Annotated in this window: 12 protein-coding genes; 4 read left to right on the plus strand and 8 right to left on the minus strand. The window is 58.9% G+C overall.

What is annotated here, in order from left to right:
- The first annotated feature begins 19 nt into the window (after positions 1–19).
- Together H1B37_RS18280 and H1B37_RS18285 are read left to right on the plus strand one after the other, a co-directional pair.
- Entirely contained in the window at positions 20–1,660 is a 1,641-nt protein-coding gene (locus H1B37_RS18280; RefSeq protein WP_182868098.1) for a CehA/McbA family metallohydrolase, read from the plus strand.
- Positions 1,657–3,942, plus strand: coding sequence for a CehA/McbA family metallohydrolase (locus tag H1B37_RS18285; RefSeq protein ID WP_182868099.1), 2,286 nt, complete (start codon positions 1,657–1,659; stop codon positions 3,940–3,942). The genes H1B37_RS18280 and H1B37_RS18285 overlap by 4 nt, the downstream gene beginning before the upstream one ends.
- Positions 3,943–4,237: 295 nt before the next feature.
- On the opposite strand, the gene ahr is transcribed toward H1B37_RS18285, so the two are convergent.
- The 8 genes from ahr to H1B37_RS18325 form a co-directional block, all read right to left on the minus strand.
- A complete protein-coding gene (gene ahr / locus H1B37_RS18290; RefSeq protein WP_182868100.1) occupies positions 4,238–5,245 on the minus strand; it encodes an NADPH-dependent aldehyde reductase Ahr in 1,008 nt (335 codons plus the stop codon).
- 165 nt (positions 5,246–5,410) lie between these two features.
- Positions 5,411–5,899 (minus strand): DinB family protein, encoded by a 489-nt coding sequence (locus H1B37_RS18295; protein WP_182868101.1) that lies wholly within the window; start codon positions 5,897–5,899, stop codon positions 5,411–5,413.
- Between the two features lie 483 nt (positions 5,900–6,382).
- Positions 6,383–6,889: a GNAT family N-acetyltransferase gene (locus H1B37_RS18300; protein ID WP_182868102.1), complete on the minus strand. Its 507-nt coding sequence runs from the start codon at positions 6,887–6,889 to the stop codon at positions 6,383–6,385.
- A gap of 19 nt (positions 6,890–6,908) precedes the next feature.
- A complete protein-coding gene (locus H1B37_RS18305) occupies positions 6,909–7,667 on the minus strand; it encodes an SDR family NAD(P)-dependent oxidoreductase (protein WP_286177880.1) in 759 nt (252 codons plus the stop codon).
- Positions 7,668–8,339: 672 nt separating this feature from the next.
- Positions 8,340–12,467: a PVC-type heme-binding CxxCH protein gene (locus H1B37_RS18310; RefSeq protein ID WP_182868104.1), complete on the minus strand. Its 4,128-nt coding sequence runs from the start codon at positions 12,465–12,467 to the stop codon at positions 8,340–8,342.
- The gene (locus H1B37_RS18315; protein WP_182868105.1) at positions 12,464–13,537 is read right to left on the minus strand and encodes a LacI family DNA-binding transcriptional regulator; all 1,074 of its coding nucleotides are present in this window, start codon (positions 13,535–13,537) and stop codon (positions 12,464–12,466) included. Before H1B37_RS18315 ends, H1B37_RS18310 begins: the two co-directional genes overlap by 4 nt.
- A gap of 495 nt (positions 13,538–14,032) precedes the next feature.
- Positions 14,033–15,364 carry a hypothetical protein gene (locus H1B37_RS18320; RefSeq protein WP_182868106.1) on the minus strand — a complete coding sequence of 444 codons (1,332 nt, stop codon included), beginning with the start codon at positions 15,362–15,364 and terminating at the stop codon, positions 14,033–14,035.
- A gap of 70 nt (positions 15,365–15,434) precedes the next feature.
- On the minus strand, positions 15,435–15,662 hold the full coding sequence (locus H1B37_RS18325; RefSeq protein WP_182868107.1) for a CPXCG motif-containing cysteine-rich protein: 228 nt from the start codon (positions 15,660–15,662) through the stop codon (positions 15,435–15,437).
- A 261-nt stretch (positions 15,663–15,923) separates the two neighbouring features.
- On the opposite strand from H1B37_RS18325, the gene H1B37_RS18330 reads away from it, so the two are divergent.
- Together H1B37_RS18330 and H1B37_RS18335 are read left to right on the plus strand one after the other, a co-directional pair.
- Positions 15,924–16,754 carry an EF-hand domain-containing protein gene (locus H1B37_RS18330; protein ID WP_182868108.1) on the plus strand — a complete coding sequence of 277 codons (831 nt, stop codon included), beginning with the start codon at positions 15,924–15,926 and terminating at the stop codon, positions 16,752–16,754.
- A gap of 377 nt (positions 16,755–17,131) precedes the next feature.
- Positions 17,132–17,725, plus strand: a complete 594-nt coding sequence (locus H1B37_RS18335; RefSeq protein ID WP_182868109.1) for a peroxiredoxin — start codon at positions 17,132–17,134, stop codon at positions 17,723–17,725.
- Positions 17,726–17,734 lie beyond the last annotated feature (9 nt).

Raw genomic sequence — 17,734 nt, forward strand, 5'->3', positions numbered from 1 at the left:
GGGGGCAGCCGTGCCTCTGGTGATTTGCGCGCAAGAAGCCTCCGATCACGGACGCCTCGTTGAGACCCGGCCGACGGATCCGGCTGGCACGCGGCTTTATCCGTTTACGGGCCGCGTGGTCGATTCCAAGTCCGGTCAACCGGTCCAGTGCCGGGTTCACCTTCAAGATGCGAGTGGGAAATGGTATTTGGTTCAATCCGACGGTGGTAACGCCGTTCACTACGAACGCGATCTTGCGCATTTACCCAACAGCCCCGAAGTCCACACGACGCTATCAGCCGACCCCTTTGTCGTGGATTTGCCAAATGGCGATTACACGCTCCGCGTTGAACGTGGCAAAGAGTACTTTCCGTACGTCGGGACGTTTTCGATTGCAAACCGATCTCGGTCCCAGACGATCCGTCTGCAGCGATGGATCAATTTGGCGAAGCGCGGTTGGTACTCCGGCGACACGCATGTCCATCGAACCGTTGGCGAATTGCCCAACATCATGTTGGCCGAAGACTTGAACGTGGCGTTCCCGTTGACCTACTGGGTGCAACGCAGCGACACCGTGCCGACTGCGGACGAACACGAAGCGTCCTACGATCGATTAATTCACGTCGATTCGAATCATGTGATCTATCCACGCAATACCGAGTACGAAATCTTTGAGGTCCACGGCAAACGCCAGACACTTGGTGCCGTTCTAATTCTCAATCACCAGCAGCCCCTAAAGCTCGGGGCTCCTCCCATGGGCAACATTGCGACGGAGGCTCGCCGGCAGGGAGCGCTGATGGACTTGGACAAACACTCGTGGCCGTGGTCGTTGATGATCATTCCGGTCATGGAGGTGGACTTGTTTGAATTGTCCAATAACCACGTCTGGCAGACGGAATTTGGATTCAGGGATTGGGCCATCGACACGATTTCGCCCCACATGGGATTGCAGCAGGATGATGCGGGACTTACCGAATGGGGTTGGATCGACTACGGATTCCAGACCTACTACCAACTGATCAATTGTGGATTTCGGATGCGTGTGACGGCAGGCAACGCCTCCGGGGTCCATCCGGTGGCTCTAGGGTTTGGTCGCGTTTACGTTCGGCTGACGGACGGCTTTGACTACGATTCCTGGATGGACGGACTGAATGCCGGAAGGAGTTTCGTGTCGACGGGCCCCATGCTGGACCTGCGTTTCAACGGGGGCGACGCCGGACAACAATTTCAGGTGACGAGGGTTGAAGACGCGCGGGTGCAAATCACTGGGACAGCGGAAAGTCGACGGCCGATTCGCACGATTGAGATCGTGGTCAACGGTGATGTCGCCCAGACGATTCATCCCCGGAACCAGCAAACGGCTCTGGGCGGTTTTCGATCTTCGATCGACGTCACGGTGGAACGTGAAGGCTCGTTTTGGACCGCCGTTCGATGTTTCGAGGAACATCCGACCGGCCGGGTGCGATTCGCCCACACCAATCCGGTCTATGTCGACTTGGAAGGAAACGAGGTGCGGCCACGCAAAGAGGCGATCGACTATTTTATCGATCGTTTGGAAACCGAATGCCGCAATCTTGACGGCGTATTGACCGCGGAATCGATGGCCGAATACCGAAGGGCGGTCGAATTCTATCGTCGGATTCGTCAAGACGCGAAACCAGAAAGCACGATTGAGCCATGACATCTCACAATCGCCGCGACATCGCTTGGGTGACAGCGCTTGTCCTCTTTTTGACCTTGGTGGTCGTAGACGCTCGGGGGCACGAAACCCAGCCCGGGTGGCCGACCAGCGAGCAGCTGGACCAAGTTCAACCACCCCTGGATCATGCAATTCCAATGGCGCGGCAATTGGTCACCCAACTTCGCCACCGATTTGACGCAACGCAACTGACGCTGCTGGATGAAGTCAACCATCAACTGCAGATGATGCAACGCGTGGACGCGGGACATCTGGGGGCCGATCGCCAACCCACCACGTTGGCCAAATCGCGCCTGGTAAATTTCTTTCGCTGGAAGGCGGAATCGGCGTTGCTGGAGTTGCTTGGCAGTTTATCGGGCGACAGCATCGTCGATTTGGATTTTCGAGCTGGTGCGCCATCGCACTTGCCGGACACGCCGATCGCGGTCGGCCCACAAGACAACGTGATCCTGCTTCGAGTCCGTGCTCAACCGACCGACGGACGCAGCCAACCAGTGCAGTTGTCGATGGGGTCCTGGGATTTAGCCAGCGAGCGGCCGACCGAACACTTTCCGGTCGACATCGCAAGGCATGGAACAACCTACGTCATGCTTGACTTGAAACGCGTTCCGACGGATCGCACGACGTCGCACCTGACCCTTCGCGATGTCCAGACGCAGGACGTCCTCTACACCTATGCGCTGACGTTCCAGGCCGCACCGCTAGGACAGCTCGCGTTGGACGTGGTCGACGAAGCTGGCAAATCCATTCCGGTGTTGATGAGCATCGCCTCACATGAGACAGGAAATCTACGAGAACCTGCCGAAGCCGTCGATTTGCGTTCCGTCCTCAATGAGATCGTGCCCCACCTCAGTCCTTCGGGGCGCGGCTACATGTTCTACTTGCCTGGTCAAAAACGAGGTCGCTACTGGGTGGTCAAGCCGCCGTTGGAGATGCCGCTGCCGGCAGGAGACTGGGAGATCAAGCTGCTTCGCGGGCTCGAGTTCACTCCGGTTCAGCAAACCGTTTCGGTCCAGGCAGACCAATGGACTCGTGTGAAATTGCAACCGAAACGATGGACCAACATGCCGTCGCGGGGCTGGTATTCGGGCGACGACCACGTCCATGCACAATTGCTGACGAGTGCCGATGCAAGAAAATTGCTCGATTACACCCGCGCGGTCGACATCAACGTGGCAAATATCTTGGAGATGGGCGACGTGATGCGAACCTATTACCCGCAACGTGGTTTCGGGGATGCTTTTCGCGTCCAGCACGGTGACCATTGGCTGATCCCCGGCCAAGAAGATCCCAGGTCGGTCTTGGGGCACGCGATCGGGCTGAACCTAAAATCCAAGGTCCGTGATTTGGATCGATACCTTTCCAACGACTGGATCGCGGCACAGATTCACGACCAGGGCGGACTTTACGGCCACACCCATGTCGGCCCCAACGCTTGCTTTGTGCATCGGGAAATGGCCCTGTTTACTCCCGACGGAATCGTCGACTTCAACAGCATCATGCAGTCCGAATTGGGAACCGAGCTGTATTACGACTTCCTGAATATGGGATTCAAAATGACCGCGTCCGCGGGTGCCGATACGCCGTACGGTGGAACGATCGGCGCGGTCCGCACCTACGCCTTTACCGGGTCTCCGGATTCCTTCTCGCCCGATCAGTGGTTTGCCGCGTTGAAGCGTGGCAGGACGTTTGTCACCAACGGACCGATGATCGAGTTTCAAATCGACAATGCGATGCCGGGTGACGGAATCGAAGTCGACGTCAACCGGTCGCTATCGGTTCGCGTCAAGGCCTGGGGCGACATCGGTGCGTCGGCACCGAAACAGTTGCGATTGATCAAGCTGGGTCAGGTGGTCGAGGTCGCCCAGTCAGAGGACGACCGGGACACCGAGCTTGAAATCGTCACAGACGTCGATTCCGATTGGGGATTCTGGATCGCGGCACACGCCGTCGGCCGCGATGGTTCCCAGGCGCACACCACACCGATCTATGTCACTCGGAAAGGCTTTCGTCATTGGGATCCCGATTCGGCAAAGGCTTTGATCAATCGCCAACTGGAGGTGCTTCGCGAGATTCGGCGAGAGGTCCAGACGGCAGAGCAACGCGTCGCATCAGGCTCAAGTACGCTGGACTATTGGAGCCGTCGCACCGCCGACCAGGCAGATGATGTTCGTGCGAAGGTGTCCCAGGCCGAGCGAAAGTACCAGCAACTGCTGCAAACGCTGGCCGAGGAAACTGCGATTCGGGCCCAAGCGGGACAATAGCGACGACGATTCCTCCTGCGAGCGATGCCGTTGAGTTTCACGGAATCCATCACTCCTATGCATCGTCCCTAGACCCGGCACGGGTCGTCTGTGGTAGCGGAATTCGCCAAGGATTTCGGCTTAACCCGTGTGGACATAGGGTAGCGGAATTCGCCAAGAATTTCGGCTTTTTCCATGTGGACTGCCGCGAGTCGAAAGCCTTGGCGGCTTCCGCTACGGGTTGAAGGGGGCTGAGCCTATCGGTGTGCGCTCCTTCAGATCAGCCGGTTCACGCCGGCGTGCGGGCCGCCTTAACTTATTCTCGGTCCAGCACGATCCGGTAACGCGCCTTCCCGCTCCGTAGATGCTCGAACGCCTCGTTGACTTGACTCATCGGAAAGTGCTCGTTGACGGGGGCGATGTTGTGTCGAGCCGCGAAGTCGAGCATCTGGCGGATCACGACGGGCGCGCCGACGGGTGTCGAACCCACCGCCAATTGTTTGAACATCATGTCCGGAAGGACATTGATATCAAGTGGTTCGGTAACGGCACCGGGCATCATCAGCCGACCACGCGGCTTTAACGTCGCGAGAACTGCGTTCCAATCAAGCGAAACGTTGACGGTGGACAGCACAAGGTCGAATCGCCCCGCCGCGGCTTTGATGGCGTCCGGATCACGAGAATTGATCGTGTCATGCGCGCCCATGTCCAGTGCTTCCTGGCGTTTCGATTCGGAAGTGAATGCGGTGACGTGACATCCCCACGCAGCGGCAAACTTAAGCCCCATGTGCCCCAGCCCACCGATCCCGATCACCCCAACGCTGCCGGTCGGTGAAAGCCCGGCCTGAACCATCGGGTTAAACACCGCGATCCCGCCACACAACAGCGGGCCGGCTTCACTTGCATCAAGCTCGTCCGGAATTTTCACCACGCTAGGGGCTTTCGCACGGACCGTATCGGCGAACCCTCCATGCCGCCCCGCAATGGTGGGCTCGGCATTGGCACAGAGATTATGATCGCCGCCCATACACTGGTCGCACATCATGCAGTAGCCGGCATGCCACCCCAACCCGACGCGATCGCCGACTTTCACGTGTGAAACGAGATCGCCGACGGCCGACACTTTTCCGACAACTTCATGTCCGGGTACGAGCGGAAACTGTGCCATCCCCCACTCGTCGTCCACCATGCTCAAATCACTGTGGCAAATCCCGCACGACTCGACGCTGATGTCCACCTCGTAGGGATCGATGTCACCGAGCTCGAATTCAAACGGTTCGAATTCGCCCTTGGCTTTGGTCACGGCATAGGCTTTCACGGTCATTGAATTTCTCCATTTTGAAAAGTTGGACCTATCACGATCGTATGAGTTGGTCAACTTGGTGAAACAATCGCGGGCAGTCGCAATGATGAGGTGTTTGTCAAAGTTGAAAATCACCAGCGAGGGCCTGAACTCACTTTCCGCGTGTCGCCAAGCCTTGCAGATCCGTTAGGACGTCGGCTCCCAGATGCCCAAACACTGTCTTAAAAAGACCAGTTGTCCGAGATGGTAGGCGTTGTGATCGGCGACCAGCAGTGCTTCTCGCAGAATCGTTTGGCCATCGCCGTGGGGGATCGTTGCGAATAGATCGGTTGAGGGGTCGGAAACCAGTTCGATCATCGATTGCAAATCGCTGCGGAATCCGTTCACGCTTTCATCCCATTGCGCAGCACGGGAGGGGCCGTCGGATTCAGGCCAGTATCCATCCGGAAATTCCGGCGAGACGTGATCCGAATTGCGAGAGAATTCGAGGATGTCCCACTGGCAAATGCGGAGATGTTCGAGCAGCCGCCAAGGCGTGTGCGGCGAACCAGGGACCTTTGCATCGCGCATCGATTCGGGGATTCCACCGATCGCTTGCTCGAAACCCAGATGCGCACCACCGCCCTTGAGCAAGTACAGCAGGTGCTCCCGAAGTGACTGATCCTGGCTACTCATATCGAAATCATCCAAGCGACGAAAGTGTAGAACCGTTGTCTCAACTGTTCCCCCTGACCGCTCTGCGGTCTCCGATTGCAATGCTCAGCCGGAGCGGCTGGGGAGAGAACAATTGAGGACAATGATTCTACAATGCACTCGTTCTCGTTCCCAGCTTCCGCCTTGGAACGCGCGGTCCCGACGACTTCGCCAAGACAACCGTGCTGGTCATGGTGCCACTCAGAAATTCAGCGTGCACCATTGAGTTGCTAGCGGTCGAGCGTTGTACGCGAAATCGTTGGACGCACCATTTAGACGCTGTCGATTACATCGAATCGATGCAAATACCTTCAGCCTGTCGTATTTCATCTCGCATTGAGGTTCCGGTCAGCGGTAGTAGACGACGCGAGGAGTCGTCGCGGGGCGCAATCCGAATGGATTCGTCGCCTCGTCCACTACCCGAAAACCGCGTTCCATTGAGGTCAACGAGGAATTCGGTTTGACTCATTTGCGTTTGTCGGCCGCGAAGTCTTTGAACATCACCAGGGCGTCGACATAGCCTGCGGTCGGATGATTGAATGCCCCGGGCAGTCTTCCGACGACGTCAAAGCCATGTTTTTCCCATAGCCTGACTGCCCCGTCGTTGGTCGACACGACCAAGTTGTATTGCATCGCACGGTACCCAAGTCGAATGGCCTGTTCTTGAGAATGTTCACACATCGCCGACGCAACGCCACGCCCTCGGGCCAGGTCGGAAACGATGTATCCACAGTTGCAGACATGCGCCCCCTGTCCCGGCTGGTTGGGCTTGAGATAGTAGGTTCCGAGGATCTGACCGGGTTCGTCCTCGGCAACATAGGTGCATTCAGGGGTTGCGACCCAAATGGAATAGGATTCCTGCTTCGAAATCGTAGGAGGAAAGGGGTACGTCTGGCCCGCGCGAAAAACCGGCTCGATGATTTGCCAGGTTGAATCCCAATCGGAGTCGTGGAAGGGGCGAATTTTGTACATGGAAATGCTCGCTCGTTGTTCAGGCGATCGTCGGGACGATCCCGCCTTCGCTTCGAAGCGCCGCACCGTTGATGGCGGCGGCGAGTGGACTTGCGACGAAAGCAACCAAGTTCGCGATTTCCTCCGGCTCAATCAAGCGTTGAATCAAGGACAGCGAACGGTTTTCTGCCATGAATCGCTTTTCCGCCTCGGCCCAATCCTGGCTGGGAAACAACTCACTGACAAACTGCTCGACGCCCGGTGTTTTCGTCGGACCGGGCAGGACGCTATTGACCGTTACTTTGGTGCCCTGCGACAACTGCGCAAGGCTACGGGCGAGCGCGAGCTGCGCGGTTTTCGTCATCGCGTAGTGCGCCATTTCCGGCGACGGGACCACGCCCGATTCGCTACTGATGAAGATGATACGGCCGGCGTTCCGATCGAGCATTCGTTTGAAGAAGTGCCGGGCAAGACGCACGCCGCTCATGACGTTGACGTCAAAGATCTTCTGCCATGCTTCGTCCGAGATGTCAAAAAAGTCGACCGCTTCGAAGATGCCCAAATTGTTGACCAAGACGTCCACGTCCGGGTGGGTTTGGATCGTCTTGGCAATTCCGTCAGGCGTGCTATTGTCCGAAATCAGCCCAACGAGGTCAGCTTCGGATGCGGTTTCGCGAATCTGGGCCATTGCTTCGTTGACGCTCGATTCGCTCCGACCGTTGACGATCGTCGTCGCACCTTCGGCGGCAAATCGCGTTGCGATCGCCAATCCGATCCCGCCCGTGGAAGCTGTGACCAAGGCTGTTTTGTTTTTTAATTGTAAGTCCATTGTCTCTCTCTTCGTGTGGGGTTACGTCGCTTGGGAAACGTCAATCAACCATCGCGATCCCATCGGGGAATACCGTACGAATGAGCGATTCTTACCGATTCAGCCATTTTCCTGTGCAACAAGATGACGCAAGGTGAGGTCCCCCGATGTCACGACGGGACCTGCTTCACTGCACCTCGGAATCGAGCATCCGTGTCGCAATGCCGTTCTTGTCAAGAAGACGGTCGCTGCTCAAACGGGACCGAGGGTGGATCGGCGACGAATTTGGGTACCGATTCTCCATTGACGCCGGTCGTGTACACTTCAAACCGTGACCCAGTCGACATCTGCGCACGCTTGATTCGATCGATTGAGCCATCGACGTGCTGAATCGTCAGTGTGATGTTGCCGCCTAGGGAAGCTCAAGGATCGCGATGTCTTTGAACTCGACATGCATGTCGGTGCCGCCTTGTTCTCCGAACTCGGCGGATCGCAAAAGCGAAGCTTTGCCCTGCGCCGACCTCGGAGAGGACGGCGACTGTCCAGCCCGATCGAAAACTAAGTTGCGGTAGACGACTCGTTGTTGCGTTGACACTGCATTCATATTGGATCGACTTCTGAGTCAAATAAGGAGATGGATCTGACCATCACATCAAGCAAGGGTCAATCAAATGATTTTCGCAGCGACTCTGCCACGTGATCGCGGTCGATCGGTTTCTCCGCTGGCAAATCGTGAATCAGAATGGCGTAGGAAAGCTTGTAGGTCTCGCCACGCTTGACCCAAGTCTTGACGTACGGCTCTCGGCGTTCTTTCGGCTGTTTGGGAAAGGGGTTGGTCACGATCACTCCGTAATCCCGCGCGTGCAACCACGACGGGCGAGGGTTGTCGGGGCTCGGAACGACCAGGATTCCGACCTCGCGGTCACCGACCGTCCCGAAATAGTCGAACCACTTCGCCTGTTTGCCCCAGACCTGCGCACCGTTGCGTTCTCCGCGGTTGTTCAAGATTGTGCCGTTGCCGCCCTGGACCCGAATGGGCGACGCCACCCGGACGGCAAGTCCTGACTCCTCTTGATCCCCGAAGTAGAAATCGTGGTCGTCGGATCGGTATTCCGCATCCAGTCGCAATAACAGGCCTTCAGGCACGTTCTCGAAGTGGTAGCGAGTCGTTTCGACACAAACCACTTCGTCATCCGGGTAGCCGGAGGTTTCAAACAGGGATGTTGAGTCGGCCTCACCGGCGCGGCGGGTTTCCTTTGTAGCGTCTTTTCGCAACAGCAGGTTTCGCGCTGCGAAGCTGCCCGAGTTCCTGTCCCCGCTAGGGGGCTGAATGAAGCGATCGAAAGCGACCCTTGATTGAAGACGCCAGTAGTCATTTCCATCGACGTCGCCAAAACCCAGCCAAATCCCGGGGTGCATGTGCGGGTGAATGATTCCGCCCTCGGCTCCGTACCCGGGGTCGATGTCATCCGGTTTACGGGGCGGGTAGTTCCTGGTCACTCGAATGCCACCGGGCGTCGTGACGTTCACGAGGGCTCGCCGCGTGAGCTTCGGATGGTCCTTCAGATACGTCGCGACTTGCTGACCGGCAAAATGAATGTTCAGACTGTCGCCGTTATCTTGAAACCAGAAACCATCTCGGTCGCCGACGGTCTTTTGTGCCATCAACCAAGCCGTCAAATCAGCGACCTGCTGCGCCGTCATCATTTTGGCAAAGCCGTCCGGCATCGGAGAAATCTTGGTGCCGACTCGCTGTTCGATGTCATCTTTGTCGACCGTCGTGACGCTGCCGTCGGAAGCGGCAAGTTTGATCAATCGCCCCGTCTCTTCAAGAACCGATCCTGCAATCACCCGTCCGTCGACGGTGAGAACTTTCTGTTGAGCAAAGCCCTCGGTGATCACCTTGCTCGGGTGGATGATCGATTCGATCAGCACCTCGGGGGTCTTCGCTCGGTTGCCGATGTCAGAAAGGTCTGGTCCCAATACCTGGCCGATTCCCTGCATTTGATGACACTTGAAACAGCCGGCGCCTCGTGGATGCAGAAACAACTCGCGTCCGCGCTCAGGGTCCGCATCGGCCATCGCCGCAACGGCTGCTTCCATCGTGATCGGTTCGCGATCGTTCTGCTGTGGCAGAATCTCCCGCTTGAACAGAACGATGTAATTTCCGCGGCCGGAGTCGTTGGGGCGGTTCACGTTTGCGCCCAAGGAGATCTCGCCTGCCGGAAATTGTTTTTCGTAGACATTGAAGACCGGATCACTGGTGATGATTTGCAGTCCGGTGTTTTGAAAACCGCTCGGCTGTCCGACGTTCATCCAGCTGAGCGGCTCGCGATTGCGGGCATCGACACCGATCAGCAGCGAGACGTCCGAGTCGCTTCGGAAAGAAACCAGACGCTCGACGAGCCGGCGATCGTCTTCATTGGCGGTGCGCAAGAAGGGAAGCCCCGCTAGCTCGGCGGGCACCTCAAGGATGCGGTAGTCCCGATCGGTGTAGTGCCGTTTCCCGACCGCCAATCCGCTCCAATCAATTTCGTAGCGGTGGCCGCTGTCGGAGGCGAAGTCGTCGATAAACGGTCGATGCCGATACGCCTTGGTCGGACGAATTCGATACTCGGCATCCGTCATCGCGCCGGCCTGTGTGTAATCCTGGAACACCGAAAAACGAAGCCGGGTGTCACCGTTGACGGCGATCGGCCCAGTCGCCCGCGGACTGGTCATCGCTGGCACACTGCCGTCGGTCGTGTAAGTAATGACACCGCGCGGGATCGAACTTTGCGCGGTGACGGCGATCGGTTCGGAGTAGTCGCCCGGCGGGGGCGACAGAGTGATCAGCGGAGCACCGTTTCCTGTTTTCTCCAACCAGAGTTCGACCAGCGCGGCGACCTGCGGAGCTTTGTCCTTGCGAAACGGAAGCACCTGATCGACACTCAAGTCGTCCTCCAACAACAGTGCCAGCAACGCGGCGAGACGTACACGGGGCCGAGAATCAGCAAGTCGTTGTTTCAACTGATCGGTCGACATCAATCCATGGAGAGCGTTCCATGCCGAATAGAATACGACTCGCTCGGCTTCATCCGCAGCGAGTCGGATCAGATCGTTTGACAAGTCATCGCGTCGCCCCTGCCACACCGCTTGCACGGTTGCGTGGCGCAGCCGAGCGTTTTCGGAGTTCCAGGCCAGCAAGCCGTCCAGAGCGGCGGGGTTCTCCTGAGCCAGGATCCGCAGGCATTGCAGGTGAACGTTCAGGTCCGCGTTTTGTTTTGCGTACACCTGCAACAGCGCTTCGCTCGACAGTCGGCCGAGCGTCCACAGGCCCCACGTCTGCTCCGCTTTGGTGGATTTACTTTGCAAACGCGATTTCAAAAACGTGACGCTTTCGTCACCGCGGCGAAGGAGCTCGTTTTGTGCATTGACACGCCAAGCCGGCACACTGCTGCCGAGGTCGGCGAAGAGTTGCTCGGAAGTCATTTCCGAAAGCACGCGCGATCTCGGCAGCGTCTGAAGAGCGTTTTCGCCATATCGGATTCGAAAGACGCGCCCCGCATCGACCTGTTTTCCATTTTCAATTGTGCCTCCGTATCCGTGTCCCCAGCTCAGGATGTAGAGCGCACCCTCCGGACCGACTTCGATGTCCGTCGGTTCGAACACGCGCCCGGAACTCGCCGGCAGCGAACGGCCGCCACCGGCGTGGGCAAAGACGCTCGGAAAGCCCCCTCCTTCGTGACGCAAAAACGCTCCGTCCCATTCCGGCCGGAACAGATAGACTTCTCGCCGCATCCAGTCGTTGACGAAGAACGCGCCCTGATACTGCTTTGGGAACTGGGTCGCACCATAGTGAATGAGCCCCGCACCGGAGCCTTCGTACAGCGGCATGCTGATCGGGACGGTCGGCAGATGGTCGATTCCTTTCCAGTCAAAGCTCCATGGATGGCCCCAGCCGAAGTGGGCCCCGTAAAAGGGCGCGAAGACTTTATCGCCTTCAGTTTGGTCGTTGTCGGTGCCCAGCCATTCGAAACCGTCATCAAAACAAATGTCCCACGGATTGCGAAAACCGCGTGAGACGATTTCGAGGTTGCGGCCCATCGTGTTGACGCTTTCTCCGTAGGGATCGCAACGCAGAATCCCGCCTTGTTGGCCCCAGTCGTCTTGGGGCGTGTGATAGGCTCGCTTGTACGTTTCTTTGGCGAAGACTTCGACGTCGGTGTACTCGGGGGCTCCTTCCGGGGAAGCCAATCCCCAAAGCTTGCGAAAGGCCATTGGTGCAAGTTGGTCCAGCCGGTTGTATCCCTTGGAGTTGCCTTTGGACATGTAAAGTTTGCCGTCGGGCCCAAAGTTCAGACCGTGAAGAGAATGCTCAAGGTTCCCAAGTCCGGTGTAGACCTTGATGTACACGTCGGCTTCGTCGTCGCCATCGGTGTCTCGCACGACGGTTAGATCTGGCGCGTTTGCGATCCACAAGTCGTCTCCATGCCAGGCGATCCCCTGGACACTGTTGAAGCCTTCGGCAAAGGTCTTGATGTTGTCCGCCGTTCCGTCACCGTCGTCATCGATCAAGATGTCGATGCGATCGCCGGGCGTTTCGGGCGTCGGGGCTCGCCATTGCGGACCCTGGGCCACGCAAATGCGTCCCCGTTTGTCAAACGCCATCACGCAGGGATTGCTGACCATCGGCTCTGCGGCGACGACGTCAACGACAAATCCCTCCGGTACGATGGGCAGGTCATCTGCCGCATGAAGACTCGGCGGCAGAGCTACCAGCACGAGGAGTGACAATAACACGTTTTTCATCGTTTGCTCCTAGCGATGTTTCTGACCGACATCCCCTCAACCAATCGCGGTTGCGCAGAGACGCTGACCATGGGCGAGTCGGGGTGATCGAGACGCCAAATCAATTGTTCGACCGCTTGGCGACCGATCTGTTCGGCGCAAATGTCGATCGTGGTGACCTCGGGATAGAGCCCCGTCAAAAGAGGCAACTCGTTGTTGCATGAAATCAGGCTGATGTCTTTTCCGATCTGTAGTCCTCGGCGGGCGCACGCGTGGTAAACCATCGCGGAAATGCAATCGGCCGGACAGAAAACGGCCGTCGGTTTGCTGCGAAGCCGAAGCACCTTTGCGACAAGTTTGTCTACCCGTTCGATCTCGTTGACCGTCTGCAACGGAAGCGTCCAGTCGGAACTGGCACCAAAAACATTTTCGACCCTCGCGCCTTGGTTGGTCGCGTGCCAGGTGAAACTCGCACAGCGTTGGCCCAGCGTCACATGATCGGGCTTGGGGTCCAGGATCGCGATTTGCTTGTGCCCCATGCCGATCAAGTAGTCAGCCGCCAAACGCCCCACCTCCGTGTCGTTCGACTCCACCGTGTCACCCCAGTCTGCTCCTTGCGGGCGTCCCAGGAACCAAACGGTTGGGATGCGGCGAAGTCGCTCGATCAGCTGTTCGGCGGCGGATTCAATCAGCTTTCCCTGCAGAGCCCCCTTGGCCAGCAAGCCATGGATGTTCTGGCTTGCGAAGGATTTGGGGATCTCATCGACACGAGGAAGGTCGGCCAGCAAGACATTCGCGCCCGCGGCGGAGAGTGCTGATTCGGCCCCGTGGATCCCGCAGGCGACCGACGGCAGGCTGACAAGCGATCGGTCCATCCCCAACAGCAGCATGGCGATGTTCTTGCGCGAAAGCTGTCGCCCCTCGGGCGACAGTTTGCGTTTCCGCAGCCGCGAATAACCCAGCTTATTAACGGCCTCCATCACACGCCGTGCCGTTTCGTCCGCCACATTGGGCTCACCGCTCAGCACTCGGCTGACGGTCCCGATCGACACGTCCGCGGCTTTGGCCACATCTTTTACGGTCGCAGGCACACCGCATCTCCAGATTGCACGAAAAACATTGATACAGGCACTTTATTTCATGGAAACAAAGGGTGCAAGCTGTCAAAACCGTCGCGGTCAAAGTTGCGTCGTCAGTCCCTGCCGAAAAACAAACCGTCCCGGCAGAGACTGCCGAGCTCCCAAGGATGCGAGTAATGAAATCACTGAAAACCGCGGTCGTCGGAAGTTACCCGGTGATGGAATGGGGCAACTCTTCGCCCAGTCCTCAGGCAATCACCGATGCAATGCGTCTGGAGTTGTAATGTGCAGCAGCGCGCGGGCATTGACGTCAATCGCTGGCGCCGCCGCGCGTCATCATCGCAACTTCGGTTTTCGCTGGGAGGCGCACGATGGGGGCAAAACGATCACAGGATGAAATTGTTTTGCCGGTCCTTCGGGGATCTGCCAGCGATCCTGCAATGGGACCAATAAGCCCCATATGTCCTGTCTGTCCCCTTGGTCCTATCGAATCTGTGCGGCATGCGATCAGGTCTGGGGAGCGTCGCCAGGAGCGTCGTCCGACGGGGACGATTCATTAGACCCCAGTGCGGCGGCGACGGCGGAATCGGCGGCTGCGGGCAGCCAACGCAGATCGATCACCAGGTGCTCGCCGTCGATCGCGGTGATCACGGCGGGGTTTTGTTTGGCCAGTCGATCGGACCACGGTTGGGCCGAAAGGGTTTTGTGACGGAGGTTGAGTTGCCGGGAGGGGAATTCCCAGCGTCCGCCGTCGATCAGCCGCGCCGGTCGATCGGTGATTTGGCAGCCGGTGATCGATTCGTCGGCGGTCAAACGAATCGCCATCCGTTCGGCGCGGCTCCGCAAGTTTTCTTCGCCGGTGTCGATCAAGACCGACAGCGGGCTGGGATCGGAATCGGTCATCGCGGCGAGCGTCATCGCGACAATTCCCGTGGCCGCTTGGTACGTGTTCCAACGGTCGTCTTGCTGGATGGAATCGATGAGTGTTTTCTTTCCCGCCAGGATCCCCGCCGCAGTGCCACCGGTCAGCGGACCGCCGGACAGCAGGACCAGATCGATCCCCGATTGCAGCAGCGTCTGGACGTTAGGGATCGAATCGTGGGTTTGGCGGATCGTGCCGATGGGCAGAACCGCGACCGAGACCACGTCGCGGTCTTTGAAGTCGATGGGGCCGATCGGATGTTGACCGTCATCGGCCAGGACCACGCAAGCGTGATCGATGCCGTCAAAGTCGTGTGGCTCGATCGCTTGGACTCCGCCGCATTCGACAAGTGTCAGGTCACCGAATGCGTCGGGAAGCGGAGTGCCCGACGGAAGCCGGATCGCTTGGCTGCGGTGCATCGCGAGTTTTCGCTGTTGTGCAAGAACCGTCAGCGATGCGATGGCGGCGTCCAGGCTGGTGGCCACCGCGACGGCATGGCCGTCCAGGTCCAGCATCCGTGCCAGCGATCGATCGAGTTGTCGGTTCAATTCGTTGTCGACGCAGTCACCGCGGAGGATGTCCACGCCGAGTTGCAGGACCGCGTTGGAGACGGGAACTCCGGTCCCCGAGCGTGAGAACAGGATGCCGCCGGCATTGATGCAAGGCACGGCCAGGTCGGTTTGACGCTCGGTCCAACGCAGCACCGATTCGCGGCCGGAGTCGATCGCGCCGCGCGCCGTTTCACTGGCCGTCTTGACGAGCGCGTCGATGCTGCGCGAGGCATTCTCCGGCAAGTCACGAAGCAGTTCGGCCGCTTGCGCCTTGACGCGGGTGATCGTTTCGGTGTCGCTCGCTTTTCGGGCCACGTCGGCGACGCCGTTTCGGATCGCTTCAATGGCCCAGGGTGGAAGTCGCATGGTGGGTGTTCTCGGAGGGTGCAAGACGAAGAAAACAAGACGAAGAAAAAATGGGCGACGGGGTACCGGGTCAAAATCGGTCCTGTTCGGATTCGGCCCAGACGCGTGCCTGGGCGCCGTCCCAGTCGACGTGAATCACGCTCGGGTTGCAGCACACCGGGCAATCTTCGACATAAGTTTGGGAATGTCCACCGGCCGGGTCCAGCGGGATCACGATCTCCTCGCCACAGCTGTCACAAATGTAGCTGCCATCGTTGTCGAAGCATTCTTGCGTCGGGTCATGGTCTGGTTCACTCATCGTTCTACCCAGTGGGTGGAAAGTGGGGTGGTGGACGAAATCATCCGACTCCGAGCGAAACCACGGCGGTTGTGAAGCGTTCAAATGGTGTAGGGTCCAAACCGAGGCACGACAAATCCGTGTCGCCGGTCGCGAACTTGATTCTACCGCCAACCTGGTCTCGCCGACGCGGGGTGCGGCGAGTAATTCGAGTTCGCGATCCCGACGGGACAGGCAGCGTCGACCACAAGCATTTTGTTCATCACACCGGGAAACCATCCAATGAAGATTCGAACCAAGTCCACCCTGCGGCTGGCCCTCTGCGGCATCGCGGGGATCGCCGTCACTGTTGCTGCATCCAATGCCATGGCCCAGGATACCGAGGAGGGGCGGCGCCGCGGTCGCGCCGAAGCCGGCGATGGCGATGGCGATGGCGAGCGTGGTCCGCGGGGACCACGCGGTCGGCGCGGGGATGCCCAAGGGCGTGGCGACCAAGCCGGCCCACGCGAGGGACGCGGCGGATTTGGTGGCCCCGGCGGTCCTGGTGGCCCGGAAATGCTGATGCGGTTGCCGGTGATGGCGGCGTTGGATGCCGACAAAGACGGTGTGATTTCGGCCGAAGAAATCGCCGGTGCAAGCGCGGCACTGAAAACGCTGGACAAAAACAGCGACGGCAAGCTCGATTTGAGGGAACTGGTGCCCGCCCGCGGGCGAGGATTCGGCGATCGCGGCCCCGGTGAAGGCGATGCCCCACGCGGACCGCGCGAAGGTCGCGGGCCGGGTGAAGGTCGCGGGCCGGGTGAAGGTCGCGGGCCGGGTGAAGGTCGCGGGCGCGGCGGATTCGGCGATCCCAAAGCCATGCTGGACCGGATCATGAGCCAAGACAAGGACGGTGACGGCCTGTTGTCCGGCGACGAGCTACCCGAGCGGATGGCCGCCATGCTGGAGCGTGCCGACAGCGACGAGGATGGCAAACTGTCGCGAGAGGAAATTGAAAAGGCGATGCAGGCCCGGGCGGCGAACATGCGTCGCGGCGGCGGAGGACGCCCGGGAGCCGGCCGTGGCGGCGACACCCCCGGCGGAGAACGGCCGCGGCGGCCGCCGGTGGAGTGATCCGATAGGCATCCAGTTAAGAATTAACCCTCCCTGGCAGGGAGGGTCGAGCGCAGCGAGGAGAGGGTCGATTCGTGGCGTTCGAGTGCACTCGAGCCACAGCGAACCCTCCCCGCTCCGAGCGTCAACTCCTCCTCGCCCCACCCAGAGGGAGGGCTGGTCCGGTCCAGCAATGAGTCGACCGCTTAGCTTGGTGCGTAATGGGATGCGACCGAGCGGGGGGAGGCGTTTTTTCGTCGCCCGCTTGTCCGAAACCAGTGCCTGCTGGATAGTGTGCTTTAGCGGCGGAACGCCAATGTTCCGCCGGCAGTGGCGATTCGATCGGAGTCGCCGTCCATCCTGACACTTCCCTCCACTGTAAGAATTGAACCGGTCCCATGAGCGTATTGGTTACCCAACAGGCACCCGACTTCAAAGCACAAGCCGTGATGCCCGACGGCCAGTTCAAAGAGATCTCTTTGAGCGATTACAAGGGCAAGTACGTGTTGCTCTTTTTCTGGCCGCTGGATTTCACCTTCGTCTGCCCGACCGAGATCATCGCGTTTTCCGATCGCGCGGCGGAGTTCGCCAAACTGGGCGTGGAAATCCTGGGTGTTTCCGTGGACAGCCACTTCAGCCACCTGGCCTGGACCAACACGCCCCGCAATGCGGGCGGGATTGGCAAGACCGAATACCCGTTGGTCGCCGATTTGAACAAGCAGATCGCGCGGGATTATGACGTTTTGCTCGACGGCGGCGTGGCGCTGCGTGGCTTGTTCCTGATCGACAAGGAAGGCGTGGTGCGACACCAAGTGGTCAACGACCTGCCGCTGGGCCGCAGCGTCGACGAAGCCCTGCGGATGGTCAAGGCGCTTCAGTTCTTTGAAGAGAACGGTGAAGTCTGCCCGGCCAACTGGCAGGAAGGCGCCCGGACGATCAAGCCGAACGTCGATGACAGCAAAGAGTTCTTTGGCGCCGAATACGCGGGCTGAATGGAATGT

Origin of the sequence: Stieleria mannarensis (assembly GCF_014154935.1) — a bacterium.
Taxonomy (GTDB): Bacteria; Planctomycetota; Planctomycetia; order Pirellulales; family Pirellulaceae; genus Stieleria; species Stieleria mannarensis.

What these genes read in the sequence shown, in the direction of transcription:
- H1B37_RS18320 (WP_182868106.1), bottom strand. Translation starts at nt 15,364, where the DNA reads ATGCGACTTCCACCCTGGGCCATTGAAGCGATCCGAAACGGCGTCGCC.
- H1B37_RS18285 (WP_182868099.1), top strand. Translation starts at nt 1,657, where the DNA reads ATGACATCTCACAATCGCCGCGACATCGCTTGGGTGACAGCGCTTGTC.
- H1B37_RS18295 (WP_182868101.1), bottom strand. Translation starts at nt 5,899, where the DNA reads ATGAGTAGCCAGGATCAGTCACTTCGGGAGCACCTGCTGTACTTGCTC.
- H1B37_RS18330 (WP_182868108.1), top strand. Translation starts at nt 15,924, where the DNA reads ATGAAGATTCGAACCAAGTCCACCCTGCGGCTGGCCCTCTGCGGCATC.
- H1B37_RS18325 (WP_182868107.1), bottom strand. Translation starts at nt 15,662, where the DNA reads ATGAGTGAACCAGACCATGACCCGACGCAAGAATGCTTCGACAACGAT.
- H1B37_RS18335 (WP_182868109.1), top strand. Translation starts at nt 17,132, where the DNA reads ATGAGCGTATTGGTTACCCAACAGGCACCCGACTTCAAAGCACAAGCC.
- ahr (WP_182868100.1), bottom strand. Translation starts at nt 5,245, where the DNA reads ATGACCGTGAAAGCCTATGCCGTGACCAAAGCCAAGGGCGAATTCGAA.
- H1B37_RS18310 (WP_182868104.1), bottom strand. Translation starts at nt 12,467, where the DNA reads ATGAAAAACGTGTTATTGTCACTCCTCGTGCTGGTAGCTCTGCCGCCG.
- H1B37_RS18300 (WP_182868102.1), bottom strand. Translation starts at nt 6,889, where the DNA reads ATGTACAAAATTCGCCCCTTCCACGACTCCGATTGGGATTCAACCTGG.